The sequence below is a fragment of the Yersinia sp. SCPM-O-B-9106 (C-191) genome (assembly GCF_026183365.1).
Classification (GTDB): domain Bacteria; phylum Pseudomonadota; class Gammaproteobacteria; order Enterobacterales; family Enterobacteriaceae; genus Yersinia; species Yersinia rochesterensis.
In genome coordinates this window covers 3,684,699-3,701,626 of record NZ_CP110791.1, presented here as the reverse complement: position 1 = coordinate 3,701,626, position 16,928 = coordinate 3,684,699, and the positions used below count along the sequence as shown (strand labels likewise).

The window sequence follows — 16,928 nt, the reverse complement described above, 5'->3', positions numbered from 1 at the left end:
CGGTTGAATATTGACCGGCAAATGAATCATAGCACGAGTTATTTACCAAAAGTTTGATTTATATACAAAAGATGCAATTAATTCATATTGGTTGTTTTTTAAACATCACGCCGGGATGATCCATTTTGTAACATTAAGATTTGACGATTTAGAGGGGAAAAACAGAACTTTAAACCCTTAAAATTAATGAGATTGATAAAAATCTGATTGATATCCGACTTAATAATGATAAGTTTTTTGTCGCAGTATTATTCATTATTAATTGTGCTTTATGATCTATATTTATGCTTTTTTTTTGTTTCGTTTTTATATGATGTGAAACTTTTATTTTTAGTTAACTAACTAAAATAACTAATATTTAATTAAAGTTATTGAGATTGGTTTCATTATTGAGTTAATGATATTCAATTCCATCTACATTCACCAGACTTCCTCCTGACAGATTTTCTATTTCGTGGCAAATAAAATATTTTGCTGAAACGGTTTTAGTTCACAGATATTTCCTACACGCTAATTCAATCAAATTCCATTGATAAAGATCAACTTAATTAAATTTCTAAAGTTACAAACTATTAACAGAAGCCATATTATTTGTAAGGGTATGCCCGTTATTCGTCACGGGTATGTAAACAATAGAATAATAATGACAGGGGAAAAAAACATGCTTTCCCAGCATGGCGTTAACCGTCGTGATTTTATGAAGCTTTGTGCCGCATTGGCGGCCACCATGGGGCTCAGCAGCAAGGCTGCCGCTGAAATTGCCAACACGGTCAGTTCCCCCCAGCGCCCTCCAGTTATCTGGATTGGTGCTCAGGAATGTACTGGCTGCACCGAATCACTGTTACGTTCCACTCACCCGACCATTGAAAACCTGTTGTTGAATGTTATTTCAATGGAGTATCACGAAGTGCTCTCTGCGGCATTTGGTGAGCAAGCGGAGGAGAATAAACACCGGGCCATCGAACAGTACAAAGGGAAATATGTGCTGGTGGTGGATGGGTCGATTCCACTGAAAGACGGTGGAATTTACTGCATGGTGGCGGGCAAACCTATTGTCGAGCATATCCGCGAAGCCGCAGAACATGCGGCGGCTATTATTGCCATTGGTTCTTGCTCCGCTTGGGGGGGGGTTCCCGCGACGGGGGGCAACCCGACCGGTGCGGTGAGTTTGCAAGCGGCGCTACCGGGCAAAACGGTGATTAATATTCCCGGCTGTCCGCCCAATCCGCATAACTTCCTGGCGACAGTAGCCCACATCATTACCTTCGGGCGGCCACCGGCGCTGGATAGCAAAAATCGCCCGACTTTTGCTTATGGCCGTTTAATCCATGAAAACTGCGAGCGCCGCCCACACTTCGATGCTGGCCGTTTTGCCCGTCAATTTGGCGACGAAGGGCATCGTCAAGGTTTTTGCCTTTATCACCTGGGTTGCAAAGGGCCGGAAACCTACGGCAACTGCCCGACACTGGAATTCTGCGATGTTGGCGGTGGCATCTGGCCGGTGGGTATTGGGCACCCTTGCTATGGCTGTAATGAGGAGGGAATCGGGTTTACTAAAGGTATTGCCCAATTGGCGAATGTCGAGAACCCGACACCGCGCGCTGAAAAACCGCTGATTAATAACCCGGAGGGCGGCGAAATTTCGACCACCGCCACGGCATTGCTGGGCGGCGTGGTGGGGTTGGTCGCGGGTGTTAGTCTGATGACGGTTCGTGAACTGGGGCGGCAACAGAAACAGCGCCGCAAAGATGACGATCACTCATCGCGGGAGGAATAGCCGTGAATCGACGTCACTTTTTCAAATTAGCGTCTGGCGGTGTGCTGTTGGCGGGGCTTTCGCCCAGCGCCCAAGCCGAGGTGCAAAATCGGCCGCCGATCCCCGGTGCGCTGAGCATGTTGTATGACTCGACATTATGTGTTGGCTGTCAGGCCTGTGTGAGCAAATGTCAGCAGGTCAATCATAGTGAGGTCTATGCCAGCGGTGACGCCCTTTGGGCGGATAATGACAAACTCAGCCCCTATACCAACAATATTATTCAGGTCTGGACTAGCGGCGCGGGAATTCATAAAGATCAATTGGAAGACGGCTACGCCTATATCAAAAAGCAATGCATGCATTGTGTTGATCCGAATTGTGTTTCTGTTTGTCCGGTCAGTGCGCTGCGCAAAGATGCCAAAACCGGCATTGTTCACTATAACCCGGATGTCTGCACTGGCTGCCGCTACTGCATGGTCGGGTGCCCGTTCAATGTGCCGAAATACGATTATCACAATCCCTTTGGCAAGATTCATAAATGTGAATTATGCAATCAGAAAGGTGTCGAGCGGCTGGATAAAGGCGGCTTACCCGGCTGTGTCGAGGTGTGCCCGACCGGTGCGGTGATCTTCGGCACTCGTGAAGAATTGCTGTCAGAAGCACAACGTCGGCTGACTCTCAAACCGGGCGAAAACACCCTTTTCCCACGGCAAACACTCAGCGCCAATGACACCTACGAACATCCGGTCGCTCATTATGACCACCATGTTTACGGTGAGAAAGAGGGCGGCGGCACCCAGGTATTGGTGCTGACGGGGATTCCGGCCGAGAAACTGGATTTGCCGCCGTTGGCAGACTTGGCGACCGGCGCGCGCTCTGAGCATGTCCAGCACACCCTGTACAAGGGCATGATCTTGCCACTGGCGGTGTTGGCCGGTGTCACTGCTTTGGTGCATCGCAATACCCGCGATGAGCGCAAAGACCATGATACTGACCCGCACGATAAAAAGGACGGCCAAGATGACGATGCATAAATCCAGCCCATTGGGTGGGCGGCTGGTCAGTTGGCCGGTGATGCTGTTAGCGCCTTTTGTGGTGCTGTGCGCGCTGTTGATTGTCAAACGTTTGGTACTCGGGCTGGGGTCAGTCAGTGATTTGAATGGCGGATTCCCATGGGGCATCTGGATTGCTTTCGACTTACTGGTCGGCACCGGGTTGGCCTGTGGTGGCTGGGCATTGGCGTGGGCAGTTTATGTGTTCAATCGGGGGGAATATCACCCGCTGGTGCGCCCGGCGCTGCTCGCCAGTTTGTTTGGTTACGCGCTCGGTGGCCTTTCCATCACCATCGACGTGGGCCGCTATTGGAACTTGCCTTACTTCTTTATTCCCGGTCATTTCAATGTCAACTCGGTGCTATTCGAAACCGCCGTCTGTATGACCATTTACATCGGCGTGATGGCGGTAGAGTTTGCCCCGGCGCTGTTTGAGCGGCTGGGCTGGAAAATCTCACTTAAGCGGCTGAACAAAGTGATGTTTTTTGTCATCGCGCTCGGTGCGTTGCTGCCGACCATGCACCAGTCTTCCATGGGTTCATTGATGATAGCCGCCGGGGCTAAGATTCATCCGCTGTGGCAAAGTTATGAAATGTTGCCGCTGTTCTCCCTGCTAACCGCCGCCATTTTGGGTTTCTCGATTGTTATTTTCGAAGGCTCTTTGGTACAGGCCGGACTGCGCGGGCGCGGGGCAAATGAAGCGCCATTGTTCACGCGATTAACCACCATTATCGACGTGTTCTTGCTGCTGTTTATTCTACTGCGTCTCGGTGAAGTTATCGTGCGCCATAAGACAGAATATCTGTGGCACTTTGACCGCTATGCCATTGCTTTCTGGGCTGAAATCGTCCTGATGGCTTTGCCGCTACTGATTTTCCGTATTCGGCGGGCCAGAGAAGACAGCCGCTTACTGTTTATCGGCGCGCTGTGCATGATCGGCGGCGGGGCGCTATGGCGGCTTAATTACTCGTTGTTGGCCTTTAACCCCGGCGGCGGCTACAACTACTTCCCCACCACCAGTGAAATCCTGATCTCCATCGGCTTCGTCGCCATTGAGGTCTGCGCCTACATTTTATTGATTCGGCTGTTGCCGGTGCTTCCTGCTCACGGCCAGTTACATAAGAATAATCAGACAGAGGTAAAGCATGAGCCAACGCATCACCATTGATCCCGTCACCCGCATTGAGGGGCACCTGCGGATCGACTGCGAAATTGAGGACGGCAAGGTCATTAAAGCCTGGTCCTCCGGCACCATGTGGCGTGGCATGGAAGAAATTTTACAAGGTAATGATCCGCGCGATGCCTGGATGATTGTGCAGCGCATTTGCGGCGTATGCACCACTATTCACGCCATTGCTTCGGTGCGGGCGGTGGAAAATGCATTAGGGATGGAAGTGCCGGTTAATGCTCAGCATATCCGCAATTTGATTCTGGCCGCGCACAGTATTCATGACCATATTGTTCATTTTTATCAACTATCTGCGTTGGACTGGGTGGATGTGACCTCGGCGCTGCAAGCCTCGCCACAAAAGGCGGCAGCCATGCTGAGTGGCTTGTCCAGTTGGCCGTTGAACAGCGCGGAAGAATTCACCCGTGTGCAGCAGAAAATCAAAGATTTGGTCGCCAGCGGGCAGTTAGGTATTTTTGCTAATGGCTACTGGGGCCATCCGGCGATGGCATTGCCGCCAGAGGTCAATCTGATTGCGGTGGCGCATTATCTGCAAGCACTGGAATGCCAGCGCGATGCCAACCGCATTGTGGCGGTGCTCGGCGGAAAAACGCCGCATATTCAGAACCTTGCTGTGGGGGGCGTTGCCAACCCAATCAATCTGGATATGCCCAGTGTGCTCAATCTGGAGCGCCTAATGTTGGTGAAATCCTTTATTGACCGGCTGGGCAGCTTTATTGAGCAGGTTTATAAGGTCGATACCGCGGTGATTGCCGCCCACTATCCAGGTTGGCTCAATCTGGGCAAAGGGGCGGATGACTACCTCAGCGTGCCGGAGTTGCCGACTGACCGCAAAGGGGAAACCTTCCTGCTACCGGGCGGCTATCTGGAAAACGGCAGCTTCCGCCCGATTGCTAATCACAACGATCCTTACTTGATCAAAGGCATTGCCGAGAGCGGCAAGCATGCTTGGTATCAGGACGACGAGCCGCTGGCCCCGTGGGAGGGCAAAACCAACCCCAATTACACCGGCTGGCAGGAAGATGGCAAATATTCGTGGGTAAAAGCGCCGACTTTCTATGGCAAAACTGTGGAAGTGGGGCCGCTGGCGTGGTTAATGTGCGGCTTGGCCGCCGGACACGCTCCGACTAAACAGCATTTCAGTGATATCGGCGCGGCTTACCAAAAACTGAGCGGGCAGGGGATTACTCCTGAACAGTTGCCATCCACTCTGGGGCGCATTATTGGCCGTGCGGTGCACTGCTGTGTGCTGCATGAAACTTTGGCCCAACAATGGACTGCGCTGGTCACCAATATTGGTACCGGTGACGTCGAAACCTTTATCAAGCCGGATATTCCGCTAACCGGCGAAATTCGTGGTGTCGGCTTTGAAGAAGCCCCGCGCGGCATGTTGTCGCACTGGGTGGTTATCAAGGATGGCAAAATCGCCAACTATCAGGCGGTGGTGCCATCGACATGGAACGCCGGGCCGCGCAATTATAATGATGAACCGGGGCCTTACGAGCAAGCGCTGGTGGGAACACCGGTTGCTGATCCTGCCAAACCACTTGAAGTGGTGCGGACCATTCACTCATTCGACCCGTGTATGTCTTGTGCAGTACATATTGTTGATACAACGGGCAACGAAGTGACCAAAGTCAAGGTGCTGTGATGGGGATTTTGGTATTAGGTATAGGTAATTTATTACTCAGCGATGAAGCTGTCGGTGTGCGAATTGTCGAAGCGCTGGAGCAGCGCTTTCACATCCCGCCGGGGGTTGAGGTGCTGGATGGTGGCACCGCCGGTCTGGAATTGATGGAAGCTATGGCCAATCGTGAGCATTTGATTGTGGCCGATGCGGTGCTGACGGGGCAGCCACCGGGCAGTGTCGCGGTATTGCGCGATAAAGAAATACCGGCGATGTTTAGCCGCAAAGTATCGCCACATCAGTTAGGGCTATGTGATGTGCTGATGGCGCTGCAATTGACTGATGAGTTCCCGCGCCAGTTGACCTTGGTGGGGGTGGTGCCCGAATCATTGGCTCCGAATATTGGTCTGACCCCGACGGTCACACGGGCCATTGAACCGGCGCTGGAACAGATTCTGGCAGCATTACGCAGCAGCGGGATTACCCTCAAAGCGCGAGAAGAAAGTCATGTCTGATGTCATTGCGGGCCATGAACAAAACCCAGCTGCATTGCTGGAACAGGTATTCGGCCAAGTGGCGGCCGATGAAATGCGCGGCTTGCCATTTTATCGTGACCATATTCCGCTGCGGGCTTGTGGATTCCAGTTATTTGAGCAGCAATGGATTGGCGCGTTATTGACCCCGTGGATGCTGAGTTTGGTGGTATTGCCGGGGCCGCAGCAGAGTTGGCAACGCCGCGCAGTGGGTGAGCGGCTGGTGCTGGCATTACCTTGCGGCGCAATGGGTTTTACCGTCAGCGAAATTGCCGGTTGCGGGCAGTATCTAAGCCGCTCATTGATGTCGCCACTGGACACCGCGCTCAGTGCCGAACGGGCATTGCAGTTGACGGAGCAGAGTGCGCGCATGGCGCTTTCACTGCCGGTGGTGGATGCTGATGCGCCCGCTAATCCCCGGCGGCGGGCCTTGTTTAACAAAGTTAGCCAAATAAAGAATCAGCATGCATGAAATCAGTTTGTGTCTCAGTACGCTGGAGCTAATTGAAAAACAGGCGCGGCTTAACGGCGCCTCACGGATAACCGCGGTCTGGCTGGAAATTGGCGCGCTTTCCTGTATTGAGGAAAGCGCCTTGCGCTTCAGCTTTGATGCCGCCAGCCGGCAGACACTGGCAGAAAATTGTCAATTGCATCTCAGCTACCTACCCGCAGTGGCCTGGTGCTGGGAGTGCAGCAAGAGTGTTGCCATTGACCGGCATGATGCCGGGTGCCCGCATTGTGGCAGTCATGCTCTGCAAGTAGAGAGTGGCAGCAATTTGCAGGTAAAACAGATAGAAGTGGAATAATCCTGAAGGAGTGAATTCCTATGTGTACGACTTGTGGTTGCGCCAGCGGCGAGAGAAAGATCGAGGGCGACGACAATCATCAACATGATGATCACCACCACGACCACCATGACGATCACCACCATCATCATCACGATGACGGCCACCAGCATGACCGTCACGAAACGGCTGCCCTGACGCAAAAGATTCAGCATAAACATAAACACAAATATGTTGCCAAGGGGACGCAGCCGGTCATTGTTCACCATCACTATTATTACCATCAGGGTGATGTCCATCATCACTATCACGGTAAAGCGCCAGAGCCGATGGCGGCCACTGAATTTGAGGACATTCAGCCCGAGGACACAGACGCGCCCGCCTCCGAGCCGTTCACTCCGCAAGTTCATGCTGACAAACTGGGGCTGCATTATGGTCAGGGTGAAGCCGGTAGCCATGCGCCGGGCATGGGGCAGCGCCGACTGTTGCAAATCGAGCAGGACGTCCTGAGCAAAAACAACCAGTTAGCCAGCCATAATCGTGAGCATTTTGTCGAGCAACATATTTTGGCGCTGAATTTGGTTTCCAGCCCCGGCTCCGGCAAAACCACCTTATTGACCACCACCTTGCAACGGCTGGCCGGGCAAGTGCCCTGCGCGGTGATTGAAGGTGACCAGCAAACCACTCATGATGCCGAACGCATTCGCGCCACCGGTGTCCCGGCGATTCAGGTCAATACCGGCAAAGGTTGCCATCTGGATGCGCAGATGGTGCATGATGCCGCACACCGCCTACATCTCAGCAATGACAGCCTGCTATTTATTGAAAATGTCGGCAATTTGGTGTGTCCGGCCAGTTTTGATCTGGGGGAGCGCCATAAGGTCGCGGTGCTGTCAGTGACCGAGGGCGAAGATAAACCGCTGAAATATCCTCATATGTTTGCCGCCTCCACCCTGATGATTATCAATAAAATCGACCTGTTACCCTATCTGGATTTTGATATTGAACAGTGCATCAATTATGCCCGCCAAGTGAACCCGGATATTCAGGTGATTGCTTTGTCAGCCAGCAGCGGTGAGGGGATGGATTTGTGGCTGGAATGGCTGGAGACACAGCGATGTGCTTAGGCGTACCCGGTAAAATAGTGGCGGTGGGCGAAGATATCCACCAACTGGCTTGGGTGGAAGTGAGTGGCGTAAAACGCGAAATCAATATCGCGTTGGTGTGTGACGCGTCACCGGCTGACTTACTCGGCCAATGGGTATTGGTGCATGTCGGGTTCGCCATGAGCTTGCTTGATGAAGATGAAGCCCAGCAAACACTGGCGGCATTAGCGCATATGCAGGCGGTTGGGCTGGATTTGGATGATATCGCCAGTGGGGCCAATGATGCGCTACGTTGATGAATTCCGTGATCCGGCGCTGGTCAGCGCATTATTGCAACGGATCGAAAACTTGCTGCCGCAACTTGCGGATCAACAGCGTTTACCGCTACAAATTATGGAAGTGTGCGGCGGTCACACTCATGCGATCTTCAAATTCGGTTTGGATCAATTGCTACCGGACGGTTTGGAGTTTGTCCATGGGCCGGGTTGCCCGGTGTGCGTGTTGCCGATGGGCCGCATTGACAGTTGTCTGGAGATTGCCGCCCATCCAGCGGTGATTTTCTGTACTTACGGCGACGCCATGCGGGTGCCGGGGCGCAATGGCTCAATGTTGGATGCCAAGCGGCGCGGGGCCGATATTCGGGTGGTTTACTCGCCACTGGATGCCCTGACACTTGCGCAGCAGCATCCGGATCGCGAAGTGGTGTTTTTCGGTCTCGGTTTTGAAACCACCATGCCCGCCACGGCCTTAACACTGCAACAGGCCAAACGGCTGGAGCTGACCAATTTCACTGTGTTCTGCCAGCACATTACTATTATTCCCACCTTGCGCAGCTTGCTGCAACAGCCCGATGTACGGATCGACGGTTTCCTCGCACCTGGCCATGTCAGTATGGTGATCGGCACCACGCCATACGGCTTTATTTGCGATCAATTTAACAAACCATTGGTGGTCACCGGCTTTGAACCGCTGGATATTTTGCAAGGGTTGGTGATGCTGCTGGAGCAGATGGTCAGTGGGCGCTGTGCCGTGGAAAATCAATATCGGCGCATTGTGCCGGACAGCGGCAACCTGCTAGCGCAACAAGCGCTGGCTGAAGTGTTTGTGGTGAAAACCAGCAGTGAGTGGCGCGGATTGGGCGAAATAGCCGATTCTGGAGTGCAACTTAGCCCGGCTTATCAGGCGTTTGATGCGGAGCGGCGTTTCACCCCGCAGCAACAGCGAGTGGCGGATGATCCGCGATCCCGTTGCGGCGATGTGCTGACCGGGCGTTGTAAACCGGATCAATGCCCACTGTTTGGTGGCGAATGCACGCCAGATAATGCATTCGGCGCGCTGATGGTTTCCTCCGAAGGAGCTTGCGCCGCCTACCATCAATACCGATAGTTTTTGATATCAGAGTGATGACAAGGCTGATTTGCGGGGAAATGTACCGAATGGGTCGTAACGGCGTAAGCCGTCGGAGTGCCCATCGGTGCAACCGCCCCGCTAGACACCAAACGATAAATATTGGTTATCGAAACCAATTAATCAGGTCACAACCTAATGAATAAACAAGAAATTACCCTGGCACACGGCAGTGGTGGGCGGGCAATGCAGAGCTTGATCGAATCCCTGTTTTTGGCGGCGTTTTCTAATCCGGCACTGAATGAGCGGGAAGATCAGGCGCGCATTGCGCTGGCAGATCTGACAGCACAGGGCGATCGGCTGGCGATATCAACCGACAGTTATGTCATTGATCCTATTTTCTTCCCCGGCGGCGACATCGGCAAATTGGCGGTGTGCGGCACGGCGAATGATGTGGCGGTCAGTGGCGCAACGCCGCGTTATCTTTCGTGTGGTTTTATTCTGGAAGAAGGGCTGCCGATGGTTGATTTGGAGCGCATTGTGCACTCAATGGCGGCCACGGCGCAGCAGGCAGGAATTCAGATAGTGACCGGTGATACCAAAGTGGTGCAGCGCGGTGCGGCGGATAAGATCTTCATCAATACCACCGGCATCGGGGTGATCCCGGCGGATATCCAATGGGGAACCGCGATGATCCGTGCGGGTGATCGGATAGTTGTCAGCGGTACCTTGGGCGATCACGGCGCAACCATCTTAAATTTGCGTGAAGGTTTGGGGCTGGAGGCCGAGTTAGTCAGTGATTGCGCCCTGCTAGCCCCCTTGATTGCCCCCCTGCGCCATATTAGCGGTGTGCGGGCGCTACGCGATGCTACCCGTGGTGGAGTGACGGCAATTTTGCACGAATTTGCCGCCGCCAGTGGTTGCGGCATGGAAATCAACGAAGCAGATTTGCCACTGAAACCCGCGGTGCGCGGTATTTGCGAATTACTGGGGCTGGATGCGCTCAACTTTGCTAATGAAGGCAAACTGGTGCTGGTGGTCTCCCCCGCAGCACAAGACGCTGTTTTAACTGAATTACATCGCCACCCACTGGGCCAGGATGCCGCGGTTATCGGACAGGTGACGGAGAATAAACAAGTGCGGTTATGCGGTGCATTTGGGGTCTCGCGGCGATTGGATTTGCCTCTTGACGAGCCGCTGCCCCGAATCTGCTGATCCCATTTGTCCTTGAAGCCGCAGGGGTGTTAGCTGCGTTCGCTCACCCGAATCACTGACTTGTGTCAGCTCATCGGGATTTGCTTACTTGCTGCCTACCTGCAACTCCAATGACTTTTGGGATCCCATTTGTCCTTGAAGTGACAGGCGATTAACAAGTTGATAAGCGGGGAAATGTGCCGAATGGGTCGTAGCGACGTAAGTCGCCGGAGCGCCCATCGGTGCAGTCGCCCCGCGATCTCCAAGCTATAAAACAGGCTGCTGGCAGCCCTGCGAAGGAGTTTTTGTGGAGATAAATGGCCTCAGTCTGCGGATAAAGGGCAAAGTGCAGGGGGTGGGTTTTCGCCCTTATATCTGGCAACTTGCCCATCGTTTTGGGTTGTCCGGTGATGTCAGTAACGACAGCGCGGGGGTGACGGTTCACTTATGGCAAGCTCCGGCGGTGGCGGACTTTTTACAAGCATTGCCGCAAGATTGCCCGCCATTGGCGCATATTGACAGCATCGTCACCACGCCATACCACTGGGCGCAAGCGCCGCTGGATTTCGTGATTCACCACAGCGGGGCCGGGCAGATGGATACCCAAATCGTGCCGGATGCCGCGACCTGTGATGCTTGCCTGAGTGAAATGAATAATCCTGCCAACCGCCGCTACCGTTATCCTTTTATCAACTGCACCCATTGCGGCCCGCGCTTTACCATTATCCATCGCATGCCTTACGACCGGCCCTATACCGCCATGGGCAAGTTTCCGCTGTGCGCGGCTTGTCAGGCCGAATATGACCACCCCGCAGACCGTCGTTTTCATGCCCAGCCCAATGCCTGTGCGGACTGTGGCCCACAACTGTGGTTGACGAAAGCTGACGGGAAGGCCGTGGCCCATGGCTTCACCGCACTAGAGCAGGCCGCCGCTGCACTGCTGGCTGGCGAAATTGTGGCTGTCAAAGGTCTGGGCGGATTCCACCTCGCAGTGGACGCCACCAATGCCGCCGCAGTAGCTCGCTTGCGTGAGCGCAAACAGCGGCCTTCCAAGCCGTTGGCGGTGATGTTACCTGGCATCGACTGGCTGCAAACCTGTGTGCAACAGACTGATAATGATGCATTACTTAGTTTGCTACGCAGCCCAGCGGCCCCCATCGTTTTAGTAGCGAAGCAGCCGGAAAGCCCACTTTGTGCGGCGATCGCACCAGAATTACCCGACATCGGCATTATGCTGCCCGCCAATCCACTGCAACATTTGCTGCTGCAACAGGTGGCGCGTCCGTTGGTCATGACCTCCGGTAATGGCAGCGGCAAACCGCCCGCCCTGAGTAATCAACAAGCCCTAAGCGCCCTGAGTGAGATTGCCGATCACTGGCTATTGCACGACAGGGAAATTGTGCAGCGCGCCGACGACTCATTGGTGCGTCTGACTCAGCAAGGGGCTGAAATGCTGCGCCGCGCCCGGGGCTATGTGCCAGATGCTTTCGAATTGCCGCCGGGGTTTAGTCGGCAACCGGCCATTCTGGCGCTCGGGGCCGACATGAAAAACACCTTTTGCTTGCTGCGAGACAGTAATGCGGTGCTGAGCCAGCATCTGGGCGATCTGGCAGACCGCGATATTGCGCAGCAGCAGCAACAGTTATTAGCGCTATTTTGCGATATTTATCATTTTATCCCGCAGGCGGTGGTGGTGGATGCGCACCCCGGTTATATCAGCCACCAGTTCGGCAAAGAGTGGGCCGCGCAGCAAAATATCCCCTGCACAGAAGTTTTACATCATCATGCTCATTTAGCGGCTTGTTTGGCGGAACATGGTTGGCCGCGCCAGGGTGGGGCGGTGATAGGTTTGGCGTTGGATGGGCTGGGGTATGGCGCGGAGGGGAAATTATGGGGCGGCGAATGTTTGCTAGTCGACTATGTGAATTGTGAATATATGGGCGGTTTGCCTGCGGTGGCCTTACCCGGCGGGGATCTGGCCTCTCGCCAGCCGTGGCGCAATTTACTGGCGCAGTTGCAGCGCTTTGTGCCGGACTGGCAAAACCTGCCCGCGGCGGCGGCTATCCCCAAACCGCAGGGGGAGGTACTGGCACGGGCGATTACGCGCGGCATTAATGCGCCATTGGCCTCGTCGACGGGGCGGCTATTTGATGCTGTGGCCGCCGCACTGAATATTGGGCCATCTACCTTAAGTTGGGAGGGGGAAGCCGCTTGCTTGCTGGAAGCGCTGGCATGGCAAAGTTCCCGAACCTCTCAAGCCGTTCAAACTGATCCGCCCGTCACTATGCCACTGCTCGACAATCAATTGGATTTAGCTACTTTCTGGCGGCAATGGTTGGCTTTTGATGCTTCACCGGCTGAGCGCGCTTATGCTTTTCACTTTGCTCTCGCACAGGGTTTTGCCCAGTTAGCCCGACAGACGGCACGGCATTATGGCATTGATACTATTGCCTTTTCCGGTGGTGTGCTGCATAACCGGCTGCTGCGCGAATTACTCTGCGAGCAATTGCACGACTTCCAGCTATTGATGCCCCAGCGCCTGCCCGCCGGTGATGGTGGTTTGGCGCTGGGGCAGGCCGTGATTGCAGCCGCGCGCGGTTGATTATCGGCGGACTGCGCTGTGCCAGAGCTGCAACGGTTTGTCCTGTAGCCGGGGAGTTTTGTTTCCGCATTCCTGGATGGCCTTTATCAACTGGATACTTTGGTGTCTTAATTTTTATCCGATTAGTTTTCTTTTCTGTTAGGGTTTTATTCCCAGATTAAATTTAATTATGGGCCTCTACGGGGGCTTTTAATTTTTTAATTTATATCCTGCAAATGTTTTGCCATGGTTTAATATTTAAATGGAGAACATTCTCATTCTTTTGCTTTCCCGGCATTTTTCTACATTTCTGTTTTTTAGTTCCTTAATTAACATATAGGAAAATACAATGGTCATTCTGAACAGTTATAAGATAGCGGCGCTGTTTGCCGTCGGGATATTAGTGGCAGGATGCTCCTCAAAGGTTACAACTAGTGCGCAGTATTCTGGTTTTCTTGTTGATTACAGCAAGTTACAAGAGTCTGAGTCTGCCAGCGGCCAGAAAGTATTGCGTTGGGTTTCCCCAGATTTTAATGTTGAAAAATATACTGGCATTTATTACACGCCATTGATCTATTATCCAAAGTCGAGTCCAACTCAGCGAGTAAGTCAGAAAACATTAGATGAAATATTAGCTTACGCGAATAAAAGACTTAAAGAAGCTGTTAGCCAGCAATTACCGCTCGTCAATTCACCGAAGAAACGGAATATCTTGATTGTACGGGGAGCCATTACGGCGGTTTCTGCTGAAGATAAAGATCTTGAAGTTTATGAAATGATACCCATAGCTGCTGTTGTTGCTGGAACCATGGCGGCGACCGGTAACCGCACTCAGCATACTGCGCTTTATTTGGAATTACAGGTTATTGATTCCAATACCGGAAAACCCGTTATTGTTGTAGTGCGCAAAGCTTATGGTAAGGATATCAGTAATAGCGGCGTACCAATTTCTGCGGAACAAGTAAAAAGTACAATAGATGGATTGGTCTACGATATTGTTAATTTCAAACTGAAAAGCCAACCCACTCAGTAAAACTGCTGCGGCTCAGCCTCTATGAGTCATTCATCCAGAGACTGAGCCGCTTTTCTTGATGTTTTATTTATCGTAATCGGCCTGATGCGTAATGTTTAATAATTCATTTAACTTCATTGGCTTACCTAGAAGATAACCTTGAGCTTCATCACAGGTTAATGCTTGCAGATGCTCAAGTTGTTCTGTGGTTTCAACCCCCTCGGCGGTCACTGTCATAGACAGCGCGTGGCCGAGGTTAATAATGCCCTCCACAATTGACTGCCCTTCATGGGACTGCGTTAATTCATCAATAAAACTTTTATCAATTTTCAGACCATCGAATGGGAAACGGCGCAGATAATTCAGTGAAGAATATCCAGTACCAAAATCATCCATCGATAAACGCACGCCGAGGGCTTTCAATGCGGTCATGGTTTTAAAGGCACCATCCGCATCTTCAATCATTATCCGCTCAGTGATTTCCAGTTCCAGTCGATGGCTCGGTAACCCGGTCTGCCGCAAAACTTGTCGCACTCGCTCGATCAGGTGTTGGTTGCGGAATTCAATGGCAGAAATATTGACTGAAATAATCAGTGAGGCGGGCCATGTAGCTGCATCCTGACAGGCTTGAAGCATCGTCCAGTCGCTGATGGCGCTGATCAGGCCGGTTTCTTCTGCCAGAGCAATAAATTGATCTGGCATCAGTAGCCCCAGCACCGGGTGATTCCAGCGCACTAGCGCCTCGGCACCGGTAAGTTTTGTCCCTGCAATGCGATAACGCGGCTGATAATAAAGGTTGAATTCATTGTGTTTAATCGCCTGGCGCAAGAAACGCTCTAATTCGCTGCGTTGCATTAGGCGGTCATTCATTTCACTGGAATAAAAACTCCAGCTGTTGCGGCCACTATTTTTGGCTTCATACATGGCAATGTCGGCAAAGCGCAACAGCTCCTCGGCTTGCATGGAGTCCTGTGGTGCCAGTGCAATACCAATACTGGCACTGATAAAAATATCCTGATTATTAATGACATATGGGCTTTCAATGCGGTCAATAACGCGTGTGCAGAGGTCTTCAATTTCTTTGATTGAAGACAGCCCGGTAATAATTAGAATGAATTCATCCCCCCCTTGGCGAGCGACTAAATCCTGATCGCGCAAACAACTTCTCAGCCGTTCAGAGACCTGATGAAGCACCTGGTCACCCGCAATATGGCCAAAGGTATCGTTAACCGGCTTGAATTTATCCAAATCGACATTGAGGATCACCAACGGATGCGGGGCAGCGGTTAAATTACGCAGTTTACTTTCCAGAAATTCTTTCATTCTCATGCGGTTGGGTAAGCCGGTTAGCGAGTCATGCAGAGAAAGATGCTGAATTCTCTCCTGTGCTTCTATCTCTTGGGTGATGTCAGAGACGGTGCCACGAAAACCAATGTTTTCATCATTTTTGATGATGGGTTTGGCATAAACGCGGCAAATACGCTTATCACCTTTGGCGGAGAAATAGGTGCATTGCAGTTCATTGCGGGACTCTGTTAAATGCGTGTATTGCAGCCAGGATCGCAGCGGAATATGGTCACAATTGAGCAATGAGTCGAGATTACGACCCAGCCAGCGCTCGACACTAAGCCCGGTAATAGTGAAAAATCGCTGGGACAGATAAGTGATACGCAGATTGGCATCTGTTTCCCATAGCCAATCGGTGGCGGCTTCCGCCATGTGGCGAAAGCGCTCTTCGCTGGCAATTAACGCCACTTTGTTTTCATCGGCAATACGCGCCTCTGACAGCGCGCGCCGCAGAATCCACCAGCCGCTCAGCCAGAGAATAAGAGCAATCAGCGCCAGTAATGGCAGTAAGATATTGAGTAGTTGCGCGCCGGGCATATTTTGGTTCCAGTGCAGCGTCACTACACTGTTGTCATTTGCCGCTAATTCTTTTGATGATGATTGATTTGATGATGATTGATTTGAAGGTAATTGTGTTGACGATAACTGAAGGGAGGGACTGGACGCCGCATCTTTTTTATCCCGGGCGATGCGAAGTTGGTGAATACCATAATTTTCCCCCAAAATATTCAATTCGGTTTGGGTCAGTATATTAATAAAGACCAGAACAGACGGAGGGCCAGCCACAGGTTTAATCCGTGGGTCATTGCCGGTAGTTAATATCGCTGCAGCAACAATGGCTGGTACCCCGGCCACATTGACGATTTTCGTGGCGGCCTCTGGTTTTTCGGCCTGACGGCGTACCGAATCAATAAACGGCGTAATATCTTCATCGAGCCAGTCTTGTAGACGGATATTCACCAACTGCCCATTGATGACGGAATAACGGGTTTTCCCCTGTCCATCAATGACAAAAATACCTTCATAGCCAAAGTCTTTATAAAGTGATGGCCCCAGATTTTGGCTAACAAAGGCCCAGTCAGGATCGACTGTGACATGTAAATGCTCATAAGCACTGCCCCAATCGGCATTATCTTTTATTCTGGTTTTGATCGATTTTTGGCGCGTTTCCCATGCTTTTTCCACCAGAAAACGGCTATTGGACTCGGCTTGTTCATTTAATTGTGCAGCAAGATAGATAATGCCCGTGGCGGCAATAATAATGATTGCCCCAACCAGCAAAACCATAGTCCGCAAAGCCCGTTTGGCAAAGAAAACATTTTCCCCTCTGGCCCCCGCTTCTGGTGGGGTGGAGTTTGTCATAGTGAATTCCCTTATACCCATCATCTTTCAAATTGCA

Annotated in this window: 14 protein-coding genes; 13 read left to right on the top strand and 1 reads right to left on the bottom strand. The window is 52.1% G+C overall.

Annotated features, from left to right (window positions below):
• Window positions 1-643: 643 nt before the first annotated feature.
• The 13 genes from hybO (at window position 644) to OP863_RS16735 (ending at window position 14,203) form a co-directional block, all read left to right on the top strand.
• Entirely contained in the window at window positions 644-1,777 is a 1,134-nt protein-coding gene (gene hybO, locus OP863_RS16795; RefSeq protein WP_145589693.1) for a hydrogenase 2 small subunit, read from the top strand.
• Between the two features lie 2 nt (window positions 1,778-1,779).
• A complete protein-coding gene (hybA, locus tag OP863_RS16790) occupies window positions 1,780-2,790 on the top strand; it encodes a hydrogenase 2 operon protein HybA (protein ID WP_265525629.1) in 1,011 nt (336 codons plus the stop codon).
• Window positions 2,777-3,976 (top strand): Ni/Fe-hydrogenase cytochrome b subunit, encoded by a 1,200-nt coding sequence (hybB, locus tag OP863_RS16785; protein ID WP_038639214.1) that lies wholly within the window; start codon window positions 2,777-2,779, stop codon window positions 3,974-3,976. Before hybA ends, hybB begins: the two co-directional genes overlap by 14 nt.
• Window positions 3,954-5,648: a hydrogenase 2 large subunit gene (gene hybC / locus OP863_RS16780; RefSeq protein ID WP_145589695.1), complete on the top strand. Its 1,695-nt coding sequence runs from the start codon at window positions 3,954-3,956 to the stop codon at window positions 5,646-5,648. Before hybB ends, hybC begins: the two co-directional genes overlap by 23 nt.
• Window positions 5,648-6,139, top strand: a complete 492-nt coding sequence (locus OP863_RS16775; RefSeq protein ID WP_038639219.1) for a HyaD/HybD family hydrogenase maturation endopeptidase — start codon at window positions 5,648-5,650, stop codon at window positions 6,137-6,139. Before hybC ends, OP863_RS16775 begins: the two co-directional genes overlap by 1 nt.
• Window positions 6,132-6,629, top strand: coding sequence for a hydrogenase-2 assembly chaperone (hybE, locus tag OP863_RS16770; RefSeq protein WP_145591492.1), 498 nt, complete (start codon window positions 6,132-6,134; stop codon window positions 6,627-6,629). The genes OP863_RS16775 and hybE overlap by 8 nt, the downstream gene beginning before the upstream one ends.
• Window positions 6,622-6,963 (top strand): hydrogenase maturation nickel metallochaperone HypA, encoded by a 342-nt coding sequence (hypA, locus tag OP863_RS16765; protein ID WP_145589698.1) that lies wholly within the window; start codon window positions 6,622-6,624, stop codon window positions 6,961-6,963. Before hybE ends, hypA begins: the two co-directional genes overlap by 8 nt.
• A 20-nt stretch (window positions 6,964-6,983) precedes the next feature.
• Window positions 6,984-8,069: a hydrogenase nickel incorporation protein HypB gene (gene hypB, locus OP863_RS16760; RefSeq protein ID WP_265525628.1), complete on the top strand. Its 1,086-nt coding sequence runs from the start codon at window positions 6,984-6,986 to the stop codon at window positions 8,067-8,069.
• A complete protein-coding gene (gene hybG, locus OP863_RS16755; RefSeq protein ID WP_145589707.1) occupies window positions 8,060-8,344 on the top strand; it encodes a hydrogenase maturation factor HybG in 285 nt (94 codons plus the stop codon). The genes hypB and hybG overlap by 10 nt, the downstream gene beginning before the upstream one ends.
• On the top strand, window positions 8,331-9,434 hold the full coding sequence (gene hypD / locus OP863_RS16750; protein WP_145589706.1) for a hydrogenase formation protein HypD: 1,104 nt from the start codon (window positions 8,331-8,333) through the stop codon (window positions 9,432-9,434). The genes hybG and hypD overlap by 14 nt, the downstream gene beginning before the upstream one ends.
• A gap of 159 nt (window positions 9,435-9,593) precedes the next feature.
• Entirely contained in the window at window positions 9,594-10,610 is a 1,017-nt protein-coding gene (gene hypE / locus OP863_RS16745; RefSeq protein WP_145589700.1) for a hydrogenase expression/formation protein HypE, read from the top strand.
• 286 nt (window positions 10,611-10,896) lie between these two features.
• Complete coding sequence (gene hypF, locus OP863_RS16740) at window positions 10,897-13,191, top strand: carbamoyltransferase HypF (RefSeq protein ID WP_265525627.1); 2,295 nt, start codon at window positions 10,897-10,899, stop codon at window positions 13,189-13,191.
• Window positions 13,192-13,519: 328 nt separating this feature from the next.
• A complete protein-coding gene (locus OP863_RS16735) occupies window positions 13,520-14,203 on the top strand; it encodes a DUF3313 domain-containing protein (RefSeq protein WP_038639243.1) in 684 nt (227 codons plus the stop codon).
• Between the two features lie 63 nt (window positions 14,204-14,266).
• Here the strand turns inward: OP863_RS16735 and OP863_RS16730 are convergent, their stop codons facing one another.
• Window positions 14,267-16,891: an EAL domain-containing protein gene (locus OP863_RS16730; RefSeq protein ID WP_265525626.1), complete on the bottom strand. Its 2,625-nt coding sequence runs from the start codon at window positions 16,889-16,891 to the stop codon at window positions 14,267-14,269.
• Window positions 16,892-16,928: the final 37 nt, after the last annotated feature.

Bases quoted from the DNA above. Each gene is read 5' to 3' on its own strand.
- hybB (WP_038639214.1), top strand. From the start codon at position 2,777: ATGACGATGCATAAATCCAGCCCATTGGGTGGGCGGCTGGTCAGTTGG.
- hypE (WP_145589700.1), top strand. From the start codon at position 9,594: ATGAATAAACAAGAAATTACCCTGGCACACGGCAGTGGTGGGCGGGCA.
- hybG (WP_145589707.1), top strand. From the start codon at position 8,060: ATGTGCTTAGGCGTACCCGGTAAAATAGTGGCGGTGGGCGAAGATATC.
- hybC (WP_145589695.1), top strand. From the start codon at position 3,954: ATGAGCCAACGCATCACCATTGATCCCGTCACCCGCATTGAGGGGCAC.
- OP863_RS16735 (WP_038639243.1), top strand. From the start codon at position 13,520: ATGGTCATTCTGAACAGTTATAAGATAGCGGCGCTGTTTGCCGTCGGG.
- hypD (WP_145589706.1), top strand. From the start codon at position 8,331: ATGCGCTACGTTGATGAATTCCGTGATCCGGCGCTGGTCAGCGCATTA.
- hypA (WP_145589698.1), top strand. From the start codon at position 6,622: ATGCATGAAATCAGTTTGTGTCTCAGTACGCTGGAGCTAATTGAAAAA.
- OP863_RS16730 (WP_265525626.1), bottom strand. From the start codon at position 16,891: ATGACAAACTCCACCCCACCAGAAGCGGGGGCCAGAGGGGAAAATGTT.
- hybO (WP_145589693.1), top strand. From the start codon at position 644: ATGACAGGGGAAAAAAACATGCTTTCCCAGCATGGCGTTAACCGTCGT.
- OP863_RS16775 (WP_038639219.1), top strand. From the start codon at position 5,648: ATGGGGATTTTGGTATTAGGTATAGGTAATTTATTACTCAGCGATGAA.
- hybE (WP_145591492.1), top strand. From the start codon at position 6,132: ATGTCTGATGTCATTGCGGGCCATGAACAAAACCCAGCTGCATTGCTG.
- hypB (WP_265525628.1), top strand. From the start codon at position 6,984: ATGTGTACGACTTGTGGTTGCGCCAGCGGCGAGAGAAAGATCGAGGGC.